The sequence below is a fragment of the Thalassococcus lentus genome (assembly GCF_028023555.1).
In the GTDB taxonomy this organism is placed as follows: domain Bacteria; phylum Pseudomonadota; class Alphaproteobacteria; order Rhodobacterales; family Rhodobacteraceae; genus Thalassococcus_A; species Thalassococcus_A lentus.
Genome location: NZ_JAQIOY010000001.1, coordinates 1022489 through 1043167 on the forward strand (window position 1 = coordinate 1022489; position 20679 = coordinate 1043167).

22 protein-coding genes are annotated in these 20679 nt (G+C 57.1%); 19 read left to right on the top strand and 3 right to left on the bottom strand.

Annotation, left to right across the window (positions count from 1 at the left end; translation table 11 throughout):
* Positions 1–7: 7 nt before the first annotated feature.
* The 6 genes from PFY00_RS05015 (at position 8) to PFY00_RS05040 (ending at position 5315) form a co-directional block, all read left to right on the top strand.
* Positions 8–1324: an extracellular solute-binding protein gene (locus PFY00_RS05015; RefSeq protein WP_271431403.1), complete on the top strand. Its 1317-nt coding sequence runs from the start codon at positions 8–10 to the stop codon at positions 1322–1324.
* Positions 1325–1423: 99 nt separating this feature from the next.
* On the top strand, positions 1424–2335 hold the full coding sequence (locus tag PFY00_RS05020; RefSeq protein ID WP_271431404.1) for a carbohydrate ABC transporter permease: 912 nt from the start codon (positions 1424–1426) through the stop codon (positions 2333–2335).
* Positions 2332–3267: a carbohydrate ABC transporter permease gene (locus PFY00_RS05025; RefSeq protein ID WP_271431405.1), complete on the top strand. Its 936-nt coding sequence runs from the start codon at positions 2332–2334 to the stop codon at positions 3265–3267. Before PFY00_RS05020 ends, PFY00_RS05025 begins: the two co-directional genes overlap by 4 nt.
* On the top strand, positions 3267–3986 hold the full coding sequence (locus PFY00_RS05030) for a cytochrome b561 domain-containing protein (protein ID WP_271431406.1): 720 nt from the start codon (positions 3267–3269) through the stop codon (positions 3984–3986). Before PFY00_RS05025 ends, PFY00_RS05030 begins: the two co-directional genes overlap by 1 nt.
* On the top strand, positions 3970–4893 hold the full coding sequence (locus PFY00_RS05035) for an SMP-30/gluconolactonase/LRE family protein (protein WP_271431407.1): 924 nt from the start codon (positions 3970–3972) through the stop codon (positions 4891–4893). The genes PFY00_RS05030 and PFY00_RS05035 overlap by 17 nt, the downstream gene beginning before the upstream one ends.
* On the top strand, positions 4890–5315 hold the full coding sequence (locus PFY00_RS05040) for a GlcG/HbpS family heme-binding protein (RefSeq protein WP_271431408.1): 426 nt from the start codon (positions 4890–4892) through the stop codon (positions 5313–5315). Before PFY00_RS05035 ends, PFY00_RS05040 begins: the two co-directional genes overlap by 4 nt.
* On the opposite strand, the gene PFY00_RS05045 is transcribed toward PFY00_RS05040, so the two are convergent.
* Together PFY00_RS05045 and PFY00_RS05050 are read right to left on the bottom strand one after the other, a co-directional pair.
* Entirely contained in the window at positions 5303–6334 is a 1032-nt protein-coding gene (locus tag PFY00_RS05045; RefSeq protein ID WP_271431409.1) for an L-idonate 5-dehydrogenase, read from the bottom strand. The two genes, PFY00_RS05040 and PFY00_RS05045, sit on opposite strands and share 13 nt — an antisense overlap.
* Before the next feature lie 8 nt (positions 6335–6342).
* Positions 6343–7290, bottom strand: a complete 948-nt coding sequence (locus tag PFY00_RS05050; RefSeq protein ID WP_271431410.1) for a 2-hydroxyacid dehydrogenase — start codon at positions 7288–7290, stop codon at positions 6343–6345.
* Positions 7291–7396: 106 nt separating this feature from the next.
* Between PFY00_RS05050 and PFY00_RS05055 the strand changes: the two genes are divergently transcribed.
* From PFY00_RS05055 to PFY00_RS05075, 5 genes are read left to right on the top strand one after another with little or no spacing between them, the layout of a single operon-like run.
* The gene (locus PFY00_RS05055; protein ID WP_271431411.1) at positions 7397–8155 is read left to right on the top strand and encodes an SDR family oxidoreductase; all 759 of its coding nucleotides are present in this window, start codon (positions 7397–7399) and stop codon (positions 8153–8155) included.
* Positions 8156–8172: 17 nt separating this feature from the next.
* Positions 8173–8655, top strand: coding sequence for a gluconokinase (locus PFY00_RS05060; protein WP_271431462.1), 483 nt, complete (start codon positions 8173–8175; stop codon positions 8653–8655).
* Positions 8652–9539, top strand: coding sequence for an NAD(P)-dependent oxidoreductase (locus tag PFY00_RS05065; RefSeq protein ID WP_271431412.1), 888 nt, complete (start codon positions 8652–8654; stop codon positions 9537–9539). Before PFY00_RS05060 ends, PFY00_RS05065 begins: the two co-directional genes overlap by 4 nt.
* Entirely contained in the window at positions 9536–9868 is a 333-nt protein-coding gene (locus PFY00_RS05070) for a hypothetical protein (RefSeq protein ID WP_271431413.1), read from the top strand. The genes PFY00_RS05065 and PFY00_RS05070 overlap by 4 nt, the downstream gene beginning before the upstream one ends.
* A 15-nt stretch (positions 9869–9883) precedes the next feature.
* The gene (locus PFY00_RS05075; RefSeq protein WP_271431414.1) at positions 9884–10891 is read left to right on the top strand and encodes a LacI family DNA-binding transcriptional regulator; all 1008 of its coding nucleotides are present in this window, start codon (positions 9884–9886) and stop codon (positions 10889–10891) included.
* Between the two features lie 17 nt (positions 10892–10908).
* Here the strand turns inward: PFY00_RS05075 and PFY00_RS05080 are convergent, their stop codons facing one another.
* Positions 10909–11937, bottom strand: a complete 1029-nt coding sequence (locus PFY00_RS05080) for a LacI family DNA-binding transcriptional regulator (RefSeq protein ID WP_271431415.1) — start codon at positions 11935–11937, stop codon at positions 10909–10911.
* A gap of 181 nt (positions 11938–12118) precedes the next feature.
* On the opposite strand from PFY00_RS05080, the gene PFY00_RS05085 reads away from it, so the two are divergent.
* The 8 genes from PFY00_RS05085 to PFY00_RS05120 all read left to right on the top strand — a co-directional run bounded on the left by PFY00_RS05085 (position 12119) and on the right by PFY00_RS05120 (position 20327).
* The gene (locus PFY00_RS05085; protein WP_271431416.1) at positions 12119–13441 is read left to right on the top strand and encodes an ABC transporter substrate-binding protein; all 1323 of its coding nucleotides are present in this window, start codon (positions 12119–12121) and stop codon (positions 13439–13441) included.
* A gap of 120 nt (positions 13442–13561) precedes the next feature.
* Positions 13562–14509 (top strand): carbohydrate ABC transporter permease, encoded by a 948-nt coding sequence (locus PFY00_RS05090; protein WP_271431417.1) that lies wholly within the window; start codon positions 13562–13564, stop codon positions 14507–14509.
* A complete protein-coding gene (locus tag PFY00_RS05095) occupies positions 14506–15444 on the top strand; it encodes a carbohydrate ABC transporter permease (protein WP_271431418.1) in 939 nt (312 codons plus the stop codon). The genes PFY00_RS05090 and PFY00_RS05095 overlap by 4 nt, the downstream gene beginning before the upstream one ends.
* Entirely contained in the window at positions 15441–15629 is a 189-nt protein-coding gene (locus PFY00_RS05100; RefSeq protein WP_271431419.1) for a hypothetical protein, read from the top strand. The genes PFY00_RS05095 and PFY00_RS05100 overlap by 4 nt, the downstream gene beginning before the upstream one ends.
* A gap of 4 nt (positions 15630–15633) precedes the next feature.
* Complete coding sequence (locus PFY00_RS05105; protein WP_271431420.1) at positions 15634–16731, top strand: ABC transporter ATP-binding protein; 1098 nt, start codon at positions 15634–15636, stop codon at positions 16729–16731.
* Positions 16724–17719 carry an ABC transporter ATP-binding protein gene (locus PFY00_RS05110; protein ID WP_271431421.1) on the top strand — a complete coding sequence of 332 codons (996 nt, stop codon included), beginning with the start codon at positions 16724–16726 and terminating at the stop codon, positions 17717–17719. Before PFY00_RS05105 ends, PFY00_RS05110 begins: the two co-directional genes overlap by 8 nt.
* 11 nt (positions 17720–17730) lie before the next feature.
* Positions 17731–19353, top strand: a complete 1623-nt coding sequence (locus tag PFY00_RS05115; RefSeq protein WP_271431422.1) for a dihydroxyacetone kinase subunit DhaK — start codon at positions 17731–17733, stop codon at positions 19351–19353.
* The gene (locus tag PFY00_RS05120) at positions 19350–20327 is read left to right on the top strand and encodes a class 1 fructose-bisphosphatase (protein WP_271431423.1); all 978 of its coding nucleotides are present in this window, start codon (positions 19350–19352) and stop codon (positions 20325–20327) included. The genes PFY00_RS05115 and PFY00_RS05120 overlap by 4 nt, the downstream gene beginning before the upstream one ends.
* Positions 20328–20679 lie beyond the last annotated feature (352 nt).

Genomic DNA, 20679 nt, shown 5'->3' on the forward strand with positions numbered 1-20679 from the left:
GGATAGAATGCTCAAGACAATCAAGGCCAGTGTCGTGGCGACACTCATGGCAGGGACGGCTTTTGCCAATCCATATGCCGACTACGAGGGAACGACGCTTATCGTGAATTTCCCGGCGCATCCGCACTATGACGCGGTGATGAAAATCCTGCCGGAATTCACCAAGGAAACCGGCATCGAAGTCGAAGTTGACCAGTTGCCCTATCTCAAGATGCGCGAACGCCAGACGCTTGAGTTGGGTCAGGAAGAGGGTGAATACGACCTCATCGCCTATGTGGTGTTTTCCAAGGCTGACTATGTCTACGCAGATCAGCTCGAAAACCTTGCCAAATACGTGATGAATCCCAAGCTCAGCGATCCTAATTATGATGCTGACGATCTGATCGACGGCTACGTGTACAACATCGGTTTTGCCGGTGGGAACAAAGGCTACCTTGAGGGAAAAACCGGGTCTCTTTTCGGCATTCCGTACGGTTCGGAAACCTCCGTTTTGGGGTACCGCAAGGATATCTTTGACAAGCACGGTCTCGACGTTCCGCAGACCTACGACGAAATGCTCGACATCGCCTGCAAAATTCCTGAGCTCGAGCCGGGAATGGGCGGATTGTCGTCACGGGCTGCATCGGGCCATCACGCGTCGCATGCATTCTTGCTACACCTTGCGCCTTTGGGTGGACGCGTGTTTGACGATAGCTGGAACCCGATCGTGAACAATGCGGCCGGTGTGAAAGCGGCGGAAGCGCTCAAGACTATTGTGGATTGTGGCCCTGAAGGCGCGACAAACTTTGGTTTTGGTGAGGCGCTGGGCGCCTTCCTGAATGGGGACACTGCGATGTTCCTCGACACCACCGTTGTTGCCGGCCAGATCGACAATCCGGACAAGTCCAAAGTTGTGGGCAAAGTCGGTTGGGCGCTGCATCCAGAGGGTGTTCGCCGCGGCAGCCAGACAGGTGGTTTCGGGATTGGTATCCCGGCCAACGCGGAAAACAAGGAAGCTGCCTTTCTGCTGATGCAGTGGCTGACATCCAAGAAGGGCGACAAGCTTGTTGCGCTGGCAGGCGGAAACCCATCGCGGTTCTCGACCCATGCGGACGCGGACGTGAATGCCAAGTTCCCGCATATGGCCACTTTCGGCGAGGCGCTCAAGCATGCCGATCCTGACTGGCGTCCGATCATCCCTGTATGGGGCAAGATCAATGCGGATCTGGGCACAACCCTGTCCAAGGTTTTGACCGAAGATCTGGACATTCAGGACGCTCTGGATGGCGTGGCAGAACGCACCAAAGCCGTGATGGAAGAGGCCGGTTACTACACCTGGCAGTAAGTTCCTCCTTGCCGGGGCGGTGTATGATCGCCCCGGTTTTTTGACCCGACACACAGGTCGGGCCGAGACAGCATTCTACCCACCACCGGAGCCTTACCCATGTCTCTTGCTAGGGCCAATCGCCTGACACCGTGGATGTTCCTCGCCCCAGCGGCGGTCATCATGGCAATCGCCTTGATATACCCCTTGGGTTACATGATCTGGGGTAGCTTCCGGGCCTGGGATCCAAGCCAGACCATCGGCGAAGCCGAATTCGTCGGTCTGAAAAACTATGTCACGCTTTGGAACGACCCGAACTTCCGCGAAAGTCTGGGGGTCACGTTGAGATTTGCCTTTGTTGTCGTGGTTGTCGAAATGGTGATTGGCGTCGGTCTGGCGCTGCTGCTGGATCGCGACATACGGGGCATGTCACTGCTGCGGACCATGTTCATTTTGCCGATGATGATCGCGCCGGTCGTTGTTGGTCTGATGTGGCGGTACATGTACCACCCCACGGTTGGCACGTTTAACCGAACGCTTGAAAGCATTGGGCTGCCGACCGTTGACTGGTTGGGCCAACACGCATTGCTCAGTGTTATCATTGCGGACATTTGGCAATGGACGCCCTTTATCTTCATTCTGTCATTGGCGGCGCTGCAATCATTGCCGCGATCCGCGCTGGAGGCCGCACGCATCGATGGGGCGACGGCGTGGCAGCAGATTTGGCACATCAAGTTGCCTCTGATGATGCCAGTTCTGATCGTGACAGGGCTGCTGCGGCTTATCGATGCCTTCAAGGTACTTGAAGTGATCCTTGTCCTGACCGAGGGCGGTCCGGGGCTGTCCACAGAAATTCTGGCTCTGCGCATCAGTCGCACTGCCACCGAGTTCCGCGAGTTGGGCGTTGCCGCCGCCATGTCGAATTACCTGCTGATCCTGCTGCTTCTTCTGACCATGGCGATGTTTGCCTTTACCCGCTGGCAAGAAGCACGTGCCGCCCGCATCCGGGCTGCTTCGGAGGATGACCAATGAGTCAGTCATACGAAAAACAAAACCCGGCCTTCTATGCGGTCATTGCCTTGTTGGTCTTCATGTCCGTTGGCCCGGTGCTGCTGATGTTCATCAACAGCTTCAAGCTGGACGTTGACATTATTTCTGGCACATCTGGCCTACTGTTCCTGCCGACCATCCAGAACTATGAAACCGCATTGTGCGATGTGCTTTGGTACGAACCGGAACACCTTGATTTCTGCTCTCTGAAGTTCGGCGGGGCCTTTATCAACTCTCTGATTATCGCGCTGGTTTCGACCATGCTGACATTGGTGATCGGCTGTATGGCCGCCTACGCGCTCGTCCGCTTCCGCTTTATGGGACGCGATACCGTCAGCCTGACGACGCTCATGGTGCGCATGGTGCCGCCCGCGGTTTTGCTGGTTCCGGTATTTGGGCTTTGGAATAATGAATTCTGCCTCGACAAAGACGGCTTGATCGGCGGCGCAATCCGCGATGCTTTCGGCGGACGGGGTGATGTATGCCTCGCTGGGACGCATTCCGGCATCATCCTGATCTATGTTGCCATGAACCTGCCTTTCGTCATCTGGATTTTGCAGAGCTTCATCGTGCAGGTGCCCAAATCACTCGAAGAGGCCGCGCGCGTGGATGGGGCGGGCCCGTTTCAGGTGTTTTTCAAAGTGGTCCTGCCCCTGATCAAACCCGGTCTTGCGGCTGCAGCAATCTTTACGTTTCGCATCGCGTGGAACGAATACCTGTTGGCCTCGGCGTTGTCGGACAGAAACACAAAAACGGTGCCCATCCTGATCGTGAACAACATGTCGGAATTCAACGTGGAGTGGGGTGTCATCATGGCGACGGGTATGTTGCTGGCGATCCCGCCCATCATCTTCACGCTGTTGGCCAGCCGCCAGATCATCACCGGTATGACGGCAGGGGCGGTCAAAGGCTGATGGATTGGCTGCTTGCCCCCTTTGACCCGGCGCGCGCGCATGAGGTCGGGTTTGCCATCAGTTGGCACGCACGGGTCATGACTTTGGCCTGGGGAGTGCTGGCGCCACTGGCCGTGATCGCTGCACGGTTTTTCAAAGTGCTTCCGGGGCAAGACTGGCCAAAGGAGTTGGACAACCAAGTCTGGTGGCGCAGCCACTGGATGGGTCAGGTCGGTGTCGTGCTGTTGTCTGTTCTAGGACTTGCGCTGGTTCTGGGCTCTGCAACGGGCGATGGAATGCACGGGCGCGTCGGGTATGCCGTGCTTGGTCTGTTGGTTATTCAGGTGGTTTTGGGTGTTTTCCGTGGCACCAAGGGCGGGCCTACAGCGCCCGCAGAGGATGGCAGCCTGCGCGGGGATCACTATGACATGACACCGTGGCGGATCATGTTCGAATGGAGCCACAAGATACTGGGATACGCAGCAGTTTTGCTGGGAATGACAGCCATCGTGCTGGGGCTTTGGCAGGCAAACGCGCCAAACTGGATGTGGTTGACGATCGCCGCGTGGTGGCTGGCGTTGTTCGTCAGCTTTGTTATCCTGCAAAGGCGGGGACGCGCAGTCGATACTTATCAGGCAATCTGGGGGCCGGATCCTTCGCATCCGGGCAACAGGCGTGTTCCCATTGGATGGGGCATTCGGCGAATGAGGCAAGGGGGCAAACATGTACGGGGTGATTGAAGGAACCGGCTTTGAAGTGATCGAGCCAGATTTCGAAGCCTGCGTGATTGGGCATGCCCGTGTTGAACGTTTGTGGACCGGGGCGCGTTGGTCCGAGGGCCCGGTCTGGTTTGCCGCCGGTCGGTATCTGCTGTGGTCAGATATCCCGAACAACCGCATTTTGCGCTGGGATGAAACAGATGGATCGGTTTCCACGTTCCGCGCGCCGTCCAACAATTCGAATGGCCATACCGTTGATCGGCAGGGGCGGCTGGTGTCCTGCGAGCATTTGGCGCGCCGGGTGACCCGAACGGAGCACGACGGCTCTGTCACTGTTCTTGCGGATCAGTATCAGGGCAAGCGGCTGAACTCCCCCAATGATGTTGTGGTGAAATCGGACGGGTCGGTTTGGTTTACCGATCCCAGCTATGGCATTCTCATGGACTATGAAGGTGATCGTGCCGAAAGTGAGATCGGCGCGTGCCATGTCTACAGGGTTGCTCCGGACGGAACCCTGTCAATCGTGGCCGATGACTATCTCAAGCCAAACGGCCTGGCATTTTCGCCGGATGAAAGCCTGCTTTATATCGCCGACACCGGCGCGACCCACCACGAAAATGGCCCGAAACATATCCGCCGTCACGCTGTGCATCCGGATGGGACGTTGTCGGGCGGTGAGATTTTTGCGGAATGCACCAATGGTTTGTTTGACGGTTTTCGTCTGGACCGAGATGGGCGCATTTGGAGTTCCGCTGCCGATGGTGTGCACTGTTACGCGCCGGATGGTCGTTTGATCGGTAAGGTCCTGATCCCGGAATTGGTGGCCAATGTCTGTTTCGGCGGGCCCAAGCTGAACCGGTTGTTCATTTGTGGCACCACCTCGCTCTATTCGGCCTATCTCAACGTGAACGGTGTCTCTCCGCTATGAATTTCGTCGTGGAAACCCGGTCTTTGACCCATACCGGCGTGTTGGCGATGTTGCAGGCTGCCGTGGCCAAGGCAGAAGACATTGGTCAACCGCAATGTATCGTCATCGTGGACGCCAGTGGTGAGCCATTGGGCGAAATCCGCATGTGCCGGTCCAAGTTTTTGTCGCGTCGCAGCGCGTTGTCCAAGGCGCGGACAGCGGCGTCTATCGGGGCGCCGTCCGATGCAATTCCAGAGCATGTGCGAGATCAGATTGCAGCCGCAACACAGGGCCAGGTCACCGGGCTCGGGGGGGGACTGCCAATCATTGTCGAAGGTGTGCTGGTTGGTGGAATCGGCGTTGGATCAGGCTCGCCAGAGCAGGACATCGCGGTTGCGCGTGCTGCTCTGGCTGTCGTCGGGGCAAACGGTCACGAGAACTGAATCTGCACCTTGATTGCTTGCGAACGATCGGATGCCAGATCGAAGGCTTCCACTGCGTTTTCAAGACCATGTGCGTGGGTGACCAGCGGCTTTACCTTCAACCGTCCGGCCTGCATCATTTCAACCGCTTCAAAAAACTCGGCATGAAATCGGAAAGACCCCCGCAGTTCGATCTCCTTGGCTGTCATGGCCTGAACGGGTAGCGTCATGTCGCCGCCCAGCCCAAGCTGCATGATAACCGCGCCGGGCCGTAAGGCAGGGATCGTTGCGGCAAGGGCAGCAGCCACTCCAGAGCATTCAAACAAGACGTCAAAGTTGCCTTTGTTGGGTGCATATTGGTCGAGGGCGCCCGGATCTTCGGCAACGTTGTGAACGGAATCTGCTCCAATCTTTTGAGCCATTTCCAGCGTGAAGGGGGCCACATCAGTTGCAACGATTTCGACGGCGCCACAGGCGCGCGCCACCAGAACAGCCAACTGACCAATTGGGCCACAGCCTGTCACCAATACGCGTTTCCCCATCAGATCGCCCGCGCGTTTGGCTGCGTGCAAGACAACCGAAAGAGGCTCCGCCATCGCGGCCTCTGCCGCGCTGAGACCGGCGGCCGGGGCGCATTGTCGTGCATCCGCAACCATGTATTCGCGAAAGGCGCCCTGAATATGCGGAAACGGCATCGCCGAGCCGTAAAAGCGCATGTCCATGCAATGGTTCTGCATGCCCTTCTGGCAATAGGCGCAGGTGTAGCAGGGCCGCGAGGGCGATACGGCCACCAGATCGCCAATCTGGACGGTTTCAACACCAGCCCCCAACGCCTCAATGGTTCCGGACACCTCATGGCCGAGGATCATCGGTTCTTTCAAACGGACCGTGCCGAACCCACCATGATTGTAGTAGTGCAGGTCCGAGCCGCATATCCCGCCGCGCTCCATCCGGATCAGAACTTCGCCGGGCCCCGGGCTTGGCATCTCCTGATCTTCCAGCCTGAGATCTTTGGCGGCGTGTGCAACGATTGCTTTCATGGCGGTTCTCACAGAACTGGGGTTGGCAGCGGGTGGCCTTGGAAATGTGCGGTCAGGTTATCCCGCAATAGCTGACCCATGGCGCGCCGTGTTTCGACGGTGCCACTTGCATGGTGCGGCTGCAAGAGAACATTTGGCAGCTCAAGAAACCGAGGATCGAGGGCGGGCTCGCCTTCAAAGACATCCAGAGCAGCAGAGCCCAGCGATTTGCTGGACAAGGCCGCAATCAATGCGTCTTCGTCGATGTTGGATGCGCGCGAGATGTTGATAATCATGCCATCTGGTCCGACGGCTTCGATCACCTCTTTGCCGACGATGTGCCTTGTGCCCGCAGACGCTGCCAGTGTCACAAAAAGAAAATCGCTGGTCTGGGCGAGTGCTACCGGATCCGGTTCAAAGGTCCAGTCCGGGGCGTAAGCTTTGGCGGAAATGTCTGAGTAAGAGATTTGCATGTCAAAGCCGGCCAGACGTTTGCCGACTTCAAAGCCGATGCGGCCAAGTCCAAGGATACCTGCACGGCGACCACAAACCCGGCGCTGCAATGGGTATAGGCCTTGATCGGCCCACGATCCGTCGCGGACCCATTTTTCTGCGCCAACCATTCCGCGAGACTGACAGAGCATCATCGCAATACCCAAGTCGGCAACATCGTTTGTGAGCACATCTGGCGTGTTGGTCACGCGAATACCGCGTTTCCTGCAGGCTTCCAGATCGACCGCGTCATAGCCGACCCCGTAGACACTGATCAGTTCCAGAGTTGGGCAGGCATTGATCATGTCTGAGTCGGCCCCCAATTCACCCCGAGTGGCAATTGCGCGAATGCTTGGCCCGTGTTCTTTTAAGTAGGATTGGTAATCCTCTGCTTCGAACAGGCGTTTGGATTCAAAGGCAAAATCGATTGGCTTCTGATCCCATTCGGGATAAGGGCCCACCTGCAAGATCACCGGTTTAGACATATCTGCGAATCCTTGTTGACAATTTATGTGACCGGTAACATGGTATCGGTAACATTTACAAGCGCAAGGGGTGATCCGCTTGCGCTGAAGCATGGGGAGGCTGCCAATGAGCGATCTATCGTTGTTTTCACTCAAGGACCGCAGAGCGCTGATTACGGGGTCATCACAGGGTATTGGATTTGCGCTTGCACAGGGAATGGCCAATGCCGGTGCAAAGATCGTTTTGAACGGCCGGGATGCAACGAAACTGCAGGCTGCGTCCGGGCTGATCCCGGGTTCAGAATCCCTTGCTTTTGATGTCACGGACCATGACGCAGTTCGAAAAGCTGTTGACCGGTTCGAAAAGGAAAGCGGCCCGATCGATATCCTGATCAATAACGCCGGCATGCAACATCGCACAGCGCTTGAGGATTTCCCCGCCGATGCCTTCGAACGCCTGCTGCAAACAAACATCGCCAGCGTCTTTCATGTGGGCCAAGCGGTTGCGCGGCACATGATCGAGCGTGGGTGCGGCAAGATCATCAACATTGCATCGGTTCAGACGGCTTTGGCCCGCCCCGGAATCGCACCGTATACCGCGACCAAGGGCGCGGTCGCCAATCTGACCAAAGGAATGGCGACGGATTGGGCCAGGCTGGGTTTGCAATGCAATGCGATCGCGCCGGGCTATTTCGACACTCCACTGAACGCGGCTTTGGTTGCTGATCCGGAATTCAGCGCATGGCTGGAACAGCGCACGCCAGCCGGACGGTGGGGCAATGTCGAAGAACTGGTCGGCGCAGCCGTTTTTCTGTCGTCGGACGCGTCCAGTTTCGTGAACGGGCACACGTTGTTCGTTGACGGTGGAATCACGGCATCCCTCTAATGCGGTGTTATGTTCTGATGGGGGTATCGGGGTGCGGCAAGTCCTCGGTCGGGCGCGCTTTGTCCGTGCTGTGCAATATGACGTTCATCGATGCGGATGATCTGCATCCACAAGAAAACGTAGAGAAAATGGCCGCTGGCCACGCGCTGACCGATCAGGACAGGATGCCCTGGCTGGCCATCGTGGGGGATACGCTTGCAAACACACCGGGCCCGGTCGTGATCGGCTGTTCCGCATTGAAACACCGCTATCGTGACGTGATCAGAAACCGCGTTCCAGAGCCGGTCCGGTTCCTGCATCTCGATGCACGCCCTGAAATCCTTCAGGCGCGGGTCAATGCGCGCCGGGGTCACTTCATGCCCGTCTCGCTGCTGCAAAGCCAGTTCGATGCGCTTGAGGGGCTGGCCGCCGGAGAGCTCGGTGCGCGGATCAACATCGCACAGTCCTATCCGTCGGTGATTGGGCAGACGGAAAGTTATGTGAAGGAGACAATGATATGAGCGATTCAATTGCCTTGGTCGGGGCAGGCGCCATGGGCGGTGCAATTGGTCAGCGATTGCTGGAAGTCGGGCGCAGTCTGACTGTTTTCGATCTGGACCAAGAACGGGTGGCGGCGCTGGTCGCGAAAGGCGCGCGCCCGGCCAAGTCTGCCGCTGAGGCTGCGCAGGGTGCTCGCGCAGTTATCACCAGTCTGAATGCTTCGAAAATCGTTGGGTTGGCTGTGTTTGGCAAAGACGGGATCAGTGATGGCGCTGCGCCGGGGACGCTCATCATCGACATGTCGTCGATCGATCCTGAAGCGACACGAAAATTCGCACGGATGGCTGAGGAGCACGGACTTGGGTGGGTCGATAGTCCTCTGTCAGGCGGTGCGCCCAAGGCTTTGGTTGGCGAGCTGACCCTGATGATGGGTGGCCTGCCGGACCACGTTGAACAAGCGCGTGAGGTGCTGGGTGATGTGGCTTCGAACATCACGCATATGGGTGGGCCGGGCGCTGGCCAGACAACGAAAATCATCAATCAGGTCTTGTGCGGATTGGGGTTTCTGGCGATCGCAGAAGCCACGCAGCTGGCGCAGGATGCCGGTGTGGATGCTTCCAAAATCCCCCAAGCGCTTGCCGGCGGTCGTGCTGACAGTGCGCTCTTGCAGGAATACATGCCGCGTATGGCCAGCCGTGACTATCGCCGGACCGGGCGGATCGACAACATGGTCAAAGATCTGAACATGGCAGCGGACTTGGCGCGCGGAACGGGAACGTCGATGCCAATGACGGCGCTCTGCGCAGAAATTCACAGAATGCTGACGGCAGCCGGACTCGGCGGAGAAGATCAGGCGGCCGTGATGGAATTTTTTCAAGGAACCAAGCAGGAGATAGCATCATGATAACCCGATTTGCATTGTTCGAGGGGTCTGTGAAGCCAGGACAGACCGAAGCATTTCGCAACGCTGTTCTCGAACGGCTCGTCCCGCTTTGGAGGCAGTTTCCCGGAAACACCGATGTCCGTGTCATGTTTGGCCAAGACCGCGATGAAGGCGCGCCCGAGTTTCCTTTGATCCTTGCAATCAGTTATCCGGATCTGGATGTTATGAATGCTGCGCTAGAGTGCCCGGCTCGATTTCAATCCAAAGAGGTGACGGGTGAGATTGTTGCGCAATACTTTGACGGCCGTATTCATCATCACGTCACACAACTGAACGCTTACGCAGGCTGAGAAACAGGGGGAAGGATGCGCGGACGGGTAACGATGCGCGATGTGGCCCGTCAGGCGGGTGTGTCGCCGATGACGGTGTCGCGCGCGCTCAAGCAAGATGGCAGCGTGAACGCCGCCACGCGTGCAGCCGTGCGCGATGCCGCCGAGCAGCTGGGCTATGTTTATGACAGTACAGCACAGGCGTTTCGTGCGCAGCGCAGCGGATTTCTTGCGGTCACGCTGCCCTCAATCAACAACGCGAATTTCGCAGCGACGCATCGCGCGCTGACCCGTTCGCTGGCCAACACGGAATTGCAGCTGCTTCTTGGGGTCACCAACTATCGGCTGGATGAGGAAGAGCGTCTTGTGCGCCAATTGCTGGCGCGGCGACCCGAGGCGATTGTTTTGACCGGGGGCCACCACACCGAGGCAACCAGAAAACTGCTGCAGTCCATGGATGGGCCGGTTTTTGAAATCTGGGATCAGCCACATGATCCTGTTGACCACGTCGTCGGGTTCTCGAACGCGGACGCAATGACCATGATCGTTGAGCATCTGGCCGAAACGGGTCGGAAAAAATTCGGGTACCTCGGCGCCATCGGTGACAGTGACCGGCGCGGCGCAGAACGTCGCCGTGGTGTCTTGGATGCGGTCAAAGTTTTGGGGCTGCCTGACGTGACAGTGCTTGAGGCCTGCGAAGCGCCTATTTCGATGACAGCTGGTGCGCAAGCCGTCGAACGGTTTGCACGGGACATCCGGGAATTGGACGCGCTGATTTGCGTGTCTGATCCTGTGGCCTTTGGCGCGATTTCTGTTCTGACCCGATTGGGCGTATCGGTGCCGGGGGACATTGCAGTTACCGGGTTCGGTGCATTCGAGGTTGCGGGTCTTTCAAATCCGACGATCACAACTGTGGACGTGGGCGCAGACCGCATCGGCACAGAACTTGGGCGACTGGTTCAGTCGGTATTAGAGGCAGACAGGGATTCCACGCCGATAAACCTACAGTTAACCCCGACGCTGATACGCGGTGGATCCAGCTGAACGATCCGCTGCGGCGGTCAAATATTTTCTGCGATCAGGATTTCTGTGCGGATGCGTTCTTGGGATGCAAGCGTTGTCCGGTTCTCGCATTTCGCTCGTAAAATTCGCACGGCGCTGCGCACCAGATGTCCGGGGTCTTGGTGGATAACGGCGTCGACCGTGCCATCCTTTAGGGCGTTTTCCGTCGAGGGTGTGCGTTCATGGGCGATGGTAACGCGCCCTTCGGTGGCATTGAGGACGCGCGCGACCTCGATCGGGACGCGGGCTTCGGCACCCATAAAGTACAGTCCAACGACATCATCATGGGCTTTCAATGCATTGCGAAGAACATGTTGTGCGCGCCCGGGGTCCCCGTGTGTTTCGAGCGTGGGGAGTATCCGTAGATCAGGGTAGTCACGGTTTATGATGCGATCAAAGCCCAAGCGGCGTTCGAGGCTGTCCCGGGACTGGGTGGTTTCGGTCAGCGCGACGATTGATCCTGACCTCCCACCGAGAAAACGCCCCATTAAACGACCGGCGGTCGCGCCTGCGGCACGGTTTTCGATGCCGACGAAGCCTTCTTCGCCCTCTTCCTGTTGGTTGGCTACAAACGGAATCGTACGAATGCCACGTTCACGCATTCTGTGCAGGGCATCGCGAATCTGGGGTGTTTCCGGTGCCATGATCGCGATGCCATCCAGATCTTCGGGCGAGAGGCGCGAAAGAGTACGGGCGGCGCGGTGGGGATCGTGGTCATCAATTCGAATGACGTCGGCTTCGATCATTTCGGCGCGACCGGCTTTGTCGAATTCGCGGATGCGATCGACAATTTCTTCCAGAAATTCGTCGCCCGAGCGGGGCAGGGCAAAGACAAACCGATAGCCACGCTGACGGGCCAATGTCGCAGCAACTTGATTGCGTTCGAAGCCGATTCTTTCGATCGCCTCGTTGACGGCCTTTACGGTCTTTTCCCTCACGCCCGTGCGCCCATTGAGCACACGGTCAACGGTAGCAAGGCTAACACCAGCTGCTTTGGCGAGATCTTTTGTCGTTGGTCTCATTGGCATGAAAAGCCCTGATTTACTGAGAGAAACTAGCCTATCATCTCCGCTTCTGACCTCAAGGGCAAACAAAAATGAGGTGCGTACCTCAAAAAATGCTTGAACTGAGGTACGTACCTCATTTACCTATTTTGCCAGTCAAGCTGCGGCAGGAGGGTCGCAGTGGACCAATCGGGAGGAACTCCAAATGAAAACCAAACACCTTATGTCAGCGGCCGTATCGGCGCTTGTTGCGGGGGGCGTGGCCAGCAGCGCAGCTGCCGAAGACCTGACCCTTTGCTGGGCAGCATGGGATCCGGCGAATGCTCTGGTTGAGCTGTCGAAAGACTTTGAAGCAAAGTCCGGGCACGACATGAGCTTTGAATTCGTGCCTTGGCCGAATTTTGCAGACCGTATGCTGAACGAGCTGAATTCCGGCGGCCAGCTGTGCGATCTGATGATCGGCGACAGCCAGTGGATCGGCGCAGGCGCTGAAAATGGTCACTACGTGAAGCTGAACGGCTTTTTTGATGCGAACGGCATCACTATGGACGACTTCATCCCGGCAACAGTGACCGGCTATTCCGAATGGCCCAAGAATACGCCGAACTACTGGGCTCTGCCCGCATTTGGCGACGTTGTTGGCTGGACCTATCGCAAAGACTGGTTCGAGCGTCCTGAGATTCAGGCTGAGTTCAAGGAAAAATACGGCCGCGACCTTGCGGTTCCTGCGTCACTCGAAGAACTCAAGGACATCGCGCAGTTCTTCCAGGGTCGCGACATCGACGGCACAACTGTCTATGGCGCAGCGATCTATACAGAGCGTGGGTCCGAAGGGATCACCATGGGGGTTACCAACGCGCTCTATAACTATGGTTTCCTCTATGAAAACCCTGACAAGCCTTACGATCTCGAAGGCTTTGTGAACTCTGACGGTGCCGTCGCAGGTCTGGAATTCTACAAAGAACTCTACGACACAGCGACACCTCCGGGTTCTTCCAACTGGTACATGGGCGAAAACATCGACGCCTATAAATCCGGTCAGGTTGCTCTGCAGATGAACTTTGCCTTCATCTGGCCTGGTGTCGAAGCAGACCCCAATGTTGGCGGCGGCAAGTCTGGCTACTTCCCAAACCCAGCGGGTCCATCGGGCCAGTTCGCTCAGTTGGGTGGTCAGGGCATTTCCGTTGTTGCCTACTCGGAAAAGCAGGAAGCTGCACTGGAATACATTCAGTGGTTCGCGCAGCCTGAAATTCAGTCCCGTTGGTGGGAACTGGGTGGCTATTCCGCTCTGAAAGCAGTTGTTGAAGATCCGGGTTTTGCGGCAAGCCAACCTTATGCTCAGACCTTCCTCGACAGCATGGCAATCGTGAAAGATTTCTGGGCTGAACCGGCCTATGCGGATCTTTTGCTGCCTATGCAGGAGCGCGTGCACAACTTCGTCATCGCTGGCGAAGGAACCGCCAAGGAAGCTCTGGATGGCCTGGTCCGCGATTGGACCGAAGTCTTCGAGGACGAAGGCAAGCTCTAAGCTTCTTCCTGGTGGGTTTCGACAAAACCCGCACTTCTCCTGGCGGCGATCATCGTCCGCCAGGAGCCTTTCCATAGAATACCAAACAACCGGGTCATCCGGGCGCCATGAGGCAATACAATGACTGACACACCCGTCGACAAGGTCGCAAAGGCCACGCCAGAGACAATGGCGCGCCGCATTCGCGGCTTGTCGGATCGTACAATCGCCTGGATATTTGTGGCGCCGACAATCTTCCTGTTGCTGGCCGTCAACATCTTTCCACTGATCTGGACGATCCGGCTGAGCTTTACGAACTATCGCGTGAACCGACCAAACCGCGATGTGGAATGGGTGGGGCTGCGCAATTATGAACGCATTTTGTCGGACCCGGACATCTGGGCGACAATGCAGGCCACCGCGCATTTCCTCATCTGGACGATCGTGCTGCAGGTTCTGATCGGTTTTGCCCTGGCATTCCTGATCAACAAGAAATTCAGAGGCAACGACATGTGGACGACGATCATCGTCTTCCCGATGATGTTGTCGCCTGCGGTCGTCGGGAACTTCTGGACCTTTCTTTACCAGCCTCAGATTGGTTTGTTTAACTACGTCGTTGCCTTCTTTACGGGCGCCGATCCCGCAAGCTTTTCGATGATCGGGGACGTGCATCTTGCGCCGTGGGCAATCGTGATTGCCGACACATGGATGTGGACACCATTTGTAATGCTGATTTGCCTCGCGGGTCTGCGGTCAATTCCCGACAGCATATACGAAGCTGCGGAATGTGACCGTGCCAGCAAGTGGCGCCAGTTCTGGACGATTACCATTCCGATGGTTCTTCCGTTCCTGATGTTGGCTGTGCTGTTCCGCGGCATCGAGAACTTCAAGATGTTTGACCTTGTCGTCCAGCTGACGGGTGGTGGCCCAGGTAATACGACCACATTGACCTCAATCGATCTCAAGCGTGAAGCGTTTGAAAAATGGCGGACGGGATACTCCTCAGCCTACGCCGTAATCCTGTTCGTCACCGTCTTTGGCCTTGCATCCATCTACGTCAAAGCCCTCAACAAGGTAAAAGAGAGATGAGCTTTTCCGTCACAGAACCCACCAAGGGAACCAAGTGGTTCGCCGGTGTGCTTGTCGTTGGTTACGCGCTGATCACCATTGCGCCGCTACTCTGGATCATCGCGACCGGTTTCAAATCTGGTCCTGACTCGATTGCCTATCCGCCAAAGGTGTTCTTTGAGCCATCGATGGAAGGATACGTGAACCTGTTCACTGACCGGACGCGCGCCACGCAGGACATGTTGGAGGCCGCTGGCGAGCCAAAAACATGGTATGACAAGATCGCCCGCGAGCAGGGCACCATTATCAACGGACCATCGCGCTATGGCGAGCGGTTCCTGAACTCGGTGATTATCGGCTTTGGATCGACCGCGCTTTGCATGATCCTTGGCACCGCGGCCGCCTATGCATTCAGCCGGTTCCGCGTGCCGCTCAAGGACGACTTGCTGTTCTTTATTCTGTCCACCCGGATGATGCCGCCGATCGCGGTCGCCATTCCGATCTTCCTGATGTTCCGCCAGCTTGGTTTAAACGACACCCATCTGGGCATGATCCTACTTTACACGGCGGTGAACCTTTCCCTGTCGGTCTGGTTGTTGAAAGGCTTCATCGACGAGATCCCGATTGAGTACGAAGAAGCTGCCTTGATTGATGGCTACACACGGTTCCAGGCCTTCTACAAAGTGGTCTTGCCTCAGGCCGCCACAGGCATCGCCTCGACCGCAATCTTCTGCCTGATCTTTGCATGGAATGAATACGCCTTTGCGGTTCTGCTGACCTCTGGGACAGCCCAGACCGCACCACCGTTCATCCCGACGATCATCGGGGTCGGCGGCAAGGATTGGCCCGCCGTGGCCGCAGGTGCCACCATCTTCCTATTGCCTGTCATGGTCTTCACCATCCTGCTTCGCAAGCATCTGCTGCGCGGGATCACATTCGGAGCAGTACGTAAATGAGCAGCTTCATCACCGGTTTGCTGCGGTTTCGCCGCGGTCCTTGGGAAATGGTCGCTTCGATCCTCATTGCGTTGGGCGTGATCATGTTGATGCAACCCTTTGCAATCGCCCTCTACACCTATTCGTTCATCATCACGCTGATCGGAACAGTCATGTTCATCATCGTCAGCCACTTCCCGGAGTAACCCAATGGCACAGATCAGAATTGAAAACGTGCGCAAGGAATTCGGGGCGTTTACCGCGGTTCAGTCGTCCAGCTTTACGATTGAGGATGGCGAATTCTTTATGCTTCTTGGTCCATCCGGCTGTGGCAAGACGACCACGCTACGCATGATGGCGGGATTGGAACTGCCAACATCGGGCCAGATATATATCGACGGTGAAGAGGTGGGCCAAAAGCCAGCCAGCCAGCGTGACATCGCCTTTGTGTTCCAGATGTTTGCCCTCTACCCGCACATGAATGTGCGCGGCAATATCAGCTATCCACTCAAGAGTCAGGGCATGGGCGCGTCCCAGATCAAGGCCAAGGTGGGCGAAGTCGCTGAAATACTGGGGATCACGGATATTCTGGACCGACCCGTCGGCGGTTTGTCTGGCGGTGACCGCCAGCGGGTTGCTCTTGGCCGCGCCATTGTGCGGGATCCCAAGGCTTTCTTTATGGATGAGCCTTTGGGTGCCTTGGACGCCGAGTTTCGGGAACACATGTCCGAAGAATTACGCGCGCTGCACGACCGTATGGAGGCCACGACTGTTTATGTGACGCACGACCAGCTGGAAGCCATGCAAATGGGCGACAAGATCGTGGTCATGAACCATGGAGTGGTGGAACAGTTCGGTGTGCCTCAGGATATCTATGATTGGCCCGCGACAAAATTCGTGGCCCAGTTCATTGGATCTCCTCCCATGAACTTTCTTGATTTCAACGGGATGATTGGCGCGGGCCACAACGAAGTTCGGCTGAATGAGGTCTCGATCAGGGTGCCGGACAGCATCGACGGAGCCAATGGCAAACTGACTTTGGGCGTGCGTCCTGAGCACATCAGACTGGATGACGGTGCACCCTACCGCGGCAGGGTTCTGGCCACAGAATATCTGGGCACTACGCAGATCGTGACGCTGGATACAGCGAACGGCATGGTCAAGGCGCGGGTTCCCAGTTCAGACAAGATCCGTGTGGGGGCCGCGACCGGATTGGCCTTTGATGAACGCACCATCACGGTGTTCGAAAACGATCATGGACATGCCTTGCGTTCGCAGGCCAACGAAGGAGTGTTGACCCATGGCTGAAGTGCAGTTGAAGGGTGTGACCAAAACCTTTGGTCCTGATGTCGCGTTGAATAACGTTACTATGACGATCCCGGATGGGTCCTTTGTTGTTCTTTTGGGGCCAACCGGCGCCGGAAAAACCACAACACTGCGCATGGTGTCGGGACTGGACAAGCCGGACTCAGGCCAGGTTTCGATCGGCGGACGTGATATGGCAGGGCTGACACCCGCGCAGCGGAATGTCGCGATGGTGTTTCAGCAGTATTCGCTCTATCCGCATTTGACCGTGCGTCAGAACCTCGAATTTCCACTTAAGTCTCCGCTGCTGAAAACACCGCAGGCGGACATAGACCGCAAGGTCGAAGAAACGGCTGAAATATTGCAGATCTCTCACAAGCTGAACAACAAGGCGACGGCCCTTTCAGGTGGTGAGATGCAGCGAGTTTCCATCGGGCGCGCTCTGGTTCGTGATCCTTCCGTTTATCTCATGGATGAACCACTGAGTTCATTGGACGCCAAGCTTCGCGCTGATTTGCGGGTTGAACTGAAATCAATTCAGGCCGACTCGGGTGCCACTCTTCTCTATGTGACGCATGACCAGATCGAGGCGATGACCATGGCAACCCATGTCGGCGTGCTGGACAACGGATCGCTGGTTCAATTCGGCGCGCCAAGGGAAATCTACGAAAACCCCGTCAGCATCTATGCCGCCAGCCGCTTGGGTCAGCCACGGATCAATGTACTGCCGGCAGACATTTTCGGCGGTGCGCCGTCTGGCGCTCTTAATATTGGGCTGCGTCCCGAACAAATCATCCAAGGGGAAGGTGAGGACAGTTTCGTGCAAAGGGTCGAACATCTGGGAGATCAGACCCGCCTTCATCTGACGTTCAAGTCGCATGACATCATAACCGTCACGGATGCGCACACCGAACTGAAATCGGGCGACATCGTTCAGATACGTCCCCATAACCCGTTCTATTTCGACGCCTCCGGCGCGCGACTGGCCTGAGGGAGGAAACCATGGCCCAATTCATCAATGATAAAACCACGGCAGTAACAGAAGCCATCGATGGGGTATTGCAGGCATCAGGCGGCGATCTTGCCCGGCTAGACGGCTATCCCCACATTCGCGTCGTTGTGCGCACCGACTGGGACAAATCCAAGGTGGCTTTGGTTTCTGGCGGTGGATCCGGGCATGAACCTGCCCATGCGGGTTTTGTCGGAGAAGGTCTGCTGACAGCCGCTGTTTGCGGTGATGTCTTCGCGGCGCCATCGGTGGACGCCGTTTTGGCCGGTATCCTGGCGGTCACAGGCCCTGCAGGCTGTTTGCTGATCGTCAAGAACTACACGGGCGATCGTCTGAACTTTGGTCTGGCGGCAGAACGCGCGCGCGCCTTTGGTCTGAAGGTCAACATGGTGATCGTGGACGACGACATTGCCCTGCCGGATCTGCCGCAGCCGCGTGGTGTCGCGGGCACGTTGTTCGTGCACAAAATCGCAGGGGCCATGGCCGAGAGCGGTGCAAGCCTCGAAGATATTACCGTTGCGGCTGAACGGGTTATCGGCGGAACGAAATCCATTGGCATGTCGCTGGACACCTGTACGGTCCCCGGATCACCCAAGGAAATGCGGATTGGTGAAGGCAAGGCAGAACTGGGTCTTGGTATTCACAACGAGGCTGGTGTTCAGCAGATCGACTATCACAATGCCGAACAAGCCATGGCCGCGACCTGCGCCAAGCTGGCGGCGGTGATGCAGAACAAGCCCCATGTTGCCCTGCTCAACAATCTTGGCGGTGCTTCAGTTCTTGAGATGTCGATCCTCGCGAACGAATTGGCAAAGTCGTCGATCTCGAAAAACCTCAAACTGATTGTCGGGCCCGCAGCCATGATGACATCGCTGGATATGCGCGGTTTCTCGATTTCGGTTTACCCGCTCACCGCCGAAGATCACGCTTGGTTGTCTGCGCCCTGCGGTCCCTCGGCCTGGCCCGGTTGCAAGGCAATTGCGCCTGTTCGTATCGAAGAGTTGCCAGATGGGCTGCGTCCCATTCAGCCAATTCCATCAGAGCACAAGGACACGGCGGCTTTCTTGACCAAATGTTGCCAGATCCTGATCGAAGCCGAAGCAGACCTGAACGCGCTGGATGCCAAATCGGGTGATGGCGATACCGGCTCGACCCTTGCAGGTGCAGCTCGTGCGCTGATCGGTGCGTTGGACCGGCTGCCTCTGGCGGATCACACCCAACTCTACCGTGCAATCGGGCAAGAGTTGACCCAAACCATGGGCGGCTCATCGGGCGTCCTGCTGGCAATCTTCTTTACTGCGGCAGGGGATGCGGCATCCAGTGGCCTCAGCATGGTGGCCGCATTGAAAGAAGGTTTGGCGCGTATGCAGCAGATCGGCGGCGCGGAGCTGGGCGACCGGACGATGGTTGATGCGCTCAAGCCTGCCTTGGATGAACTGGACGCCAAGGGCTTTGCCGAAGCCGCCAGCGCGGCGCGGCAGGGCGCGGCCTTTACTGCGACGATCACCAAGGCCAAGGCTGGCCGTGCGTCTTATATCAGTGCGGAACAGTTGAGCGGACACGTGGATCCCGGTGCCGAAGCGGTGGCACGTCTGTTTGAACAGTTGGCTTCATGACAGGGCAGGCCCGCGTATCACTGACCGCGTTCATCGCGGACGAACAGGATGATCCGCATCTCGGGGCATTGGTCGACGCTGTGGCCAGTGCCTGCTGGTCCATCAGCCGGATTGTCAGAAAAGCAGCGCTGGACGGCAACCTTGGTACGACCAACTGCCACAACGTACAGGGCGAAGATCAAAAGCCTTTGGATATTCTGGCCAATGACGAATTTTTCCGCGCGCTGGGACAGTGCCCGCAGGTGGCGGCTGTCCTGTCGGAAGAGGTCGGTGAAGTCATATGGATGAAGGCGCCTAAGCGTGGAGATTTTACCCTGTCCTGTGACCCGCTCGACGGGTCTTCAAATCTGGACGCCAATCTTTCGGTGGGGACGATCTTTGCCGTTGGACAGGTTGCCAATGACGGCGACAGAACGGTGCTGAAGACCGGTCGCAGCCTGCGCTGTGCAGGCTATGCGGTCTATGGCCCAAGCACGATGTTCGTGCTGGCGCTGAACGGACAGGTCAATGGCTTTACGCTGGACGAAGATGCGGATGATTTCGTTCTCACGCATCCCAATCTGAAGATCCCGCCCGAAACCAGTGAGTTTGCCATAAATGCATCTCGGCAGGCGCATTGGGATGATGCTGTCACAGACTATGTCGAAGGCTGCATCGCAGGTGAGCAGGGGCCGCGTGCCAAGACGTTCAACATGCGCTGGACCGCGTCTATGGTCGCGGATGTGCACCGTATTTTGACGCGGGGCGGGGTCTTCCTTTACCCTGCGGATGCGCAAAACCGATCTCAGGGCGGAAAGTTGCGGCTGATGTACGAAGCTATTCCAATGGCGATGATCGCCGAAGCCGCCGGTGGCGCTGCCACGGACGGCATTGCGCCCATTCTGGACATTGAACCCCAAGGACCGCATCAGCGTATTGCTGTTGTTCTGGGCTCTTCCAGCGAAGTCAGCCTTATCGCGGATGGCTACCGATAGGCGGCTTGGTGGTTTTGCCTTTGCGTTTTGACATCACCGCAGGCCATTGTGCATCCGGAAAACGCCCTTTTCGGCGCAGGCCACACTTGGATCATCCCAAGCAATAGTCTGGGCGTGTAGGCTCTCTGCCTTTGGGCTCCGGGTACGGCGATCGGCGAATAGGCAACCTCTTTTACAAGCCGTCACCATCTTTTGGTGACACCACCGGCCGCAGACCGAGCATCTTTTGGATTTGACCCAGCCCCCTGAAATCAGGCCACTGAGGTGTTAGCAATCCGTCCAAGCAAAGGATGGACTATGAAACGCAGATTTAGTGACGAACAGATCATCAGCATGATCAAAGAGTACGAGG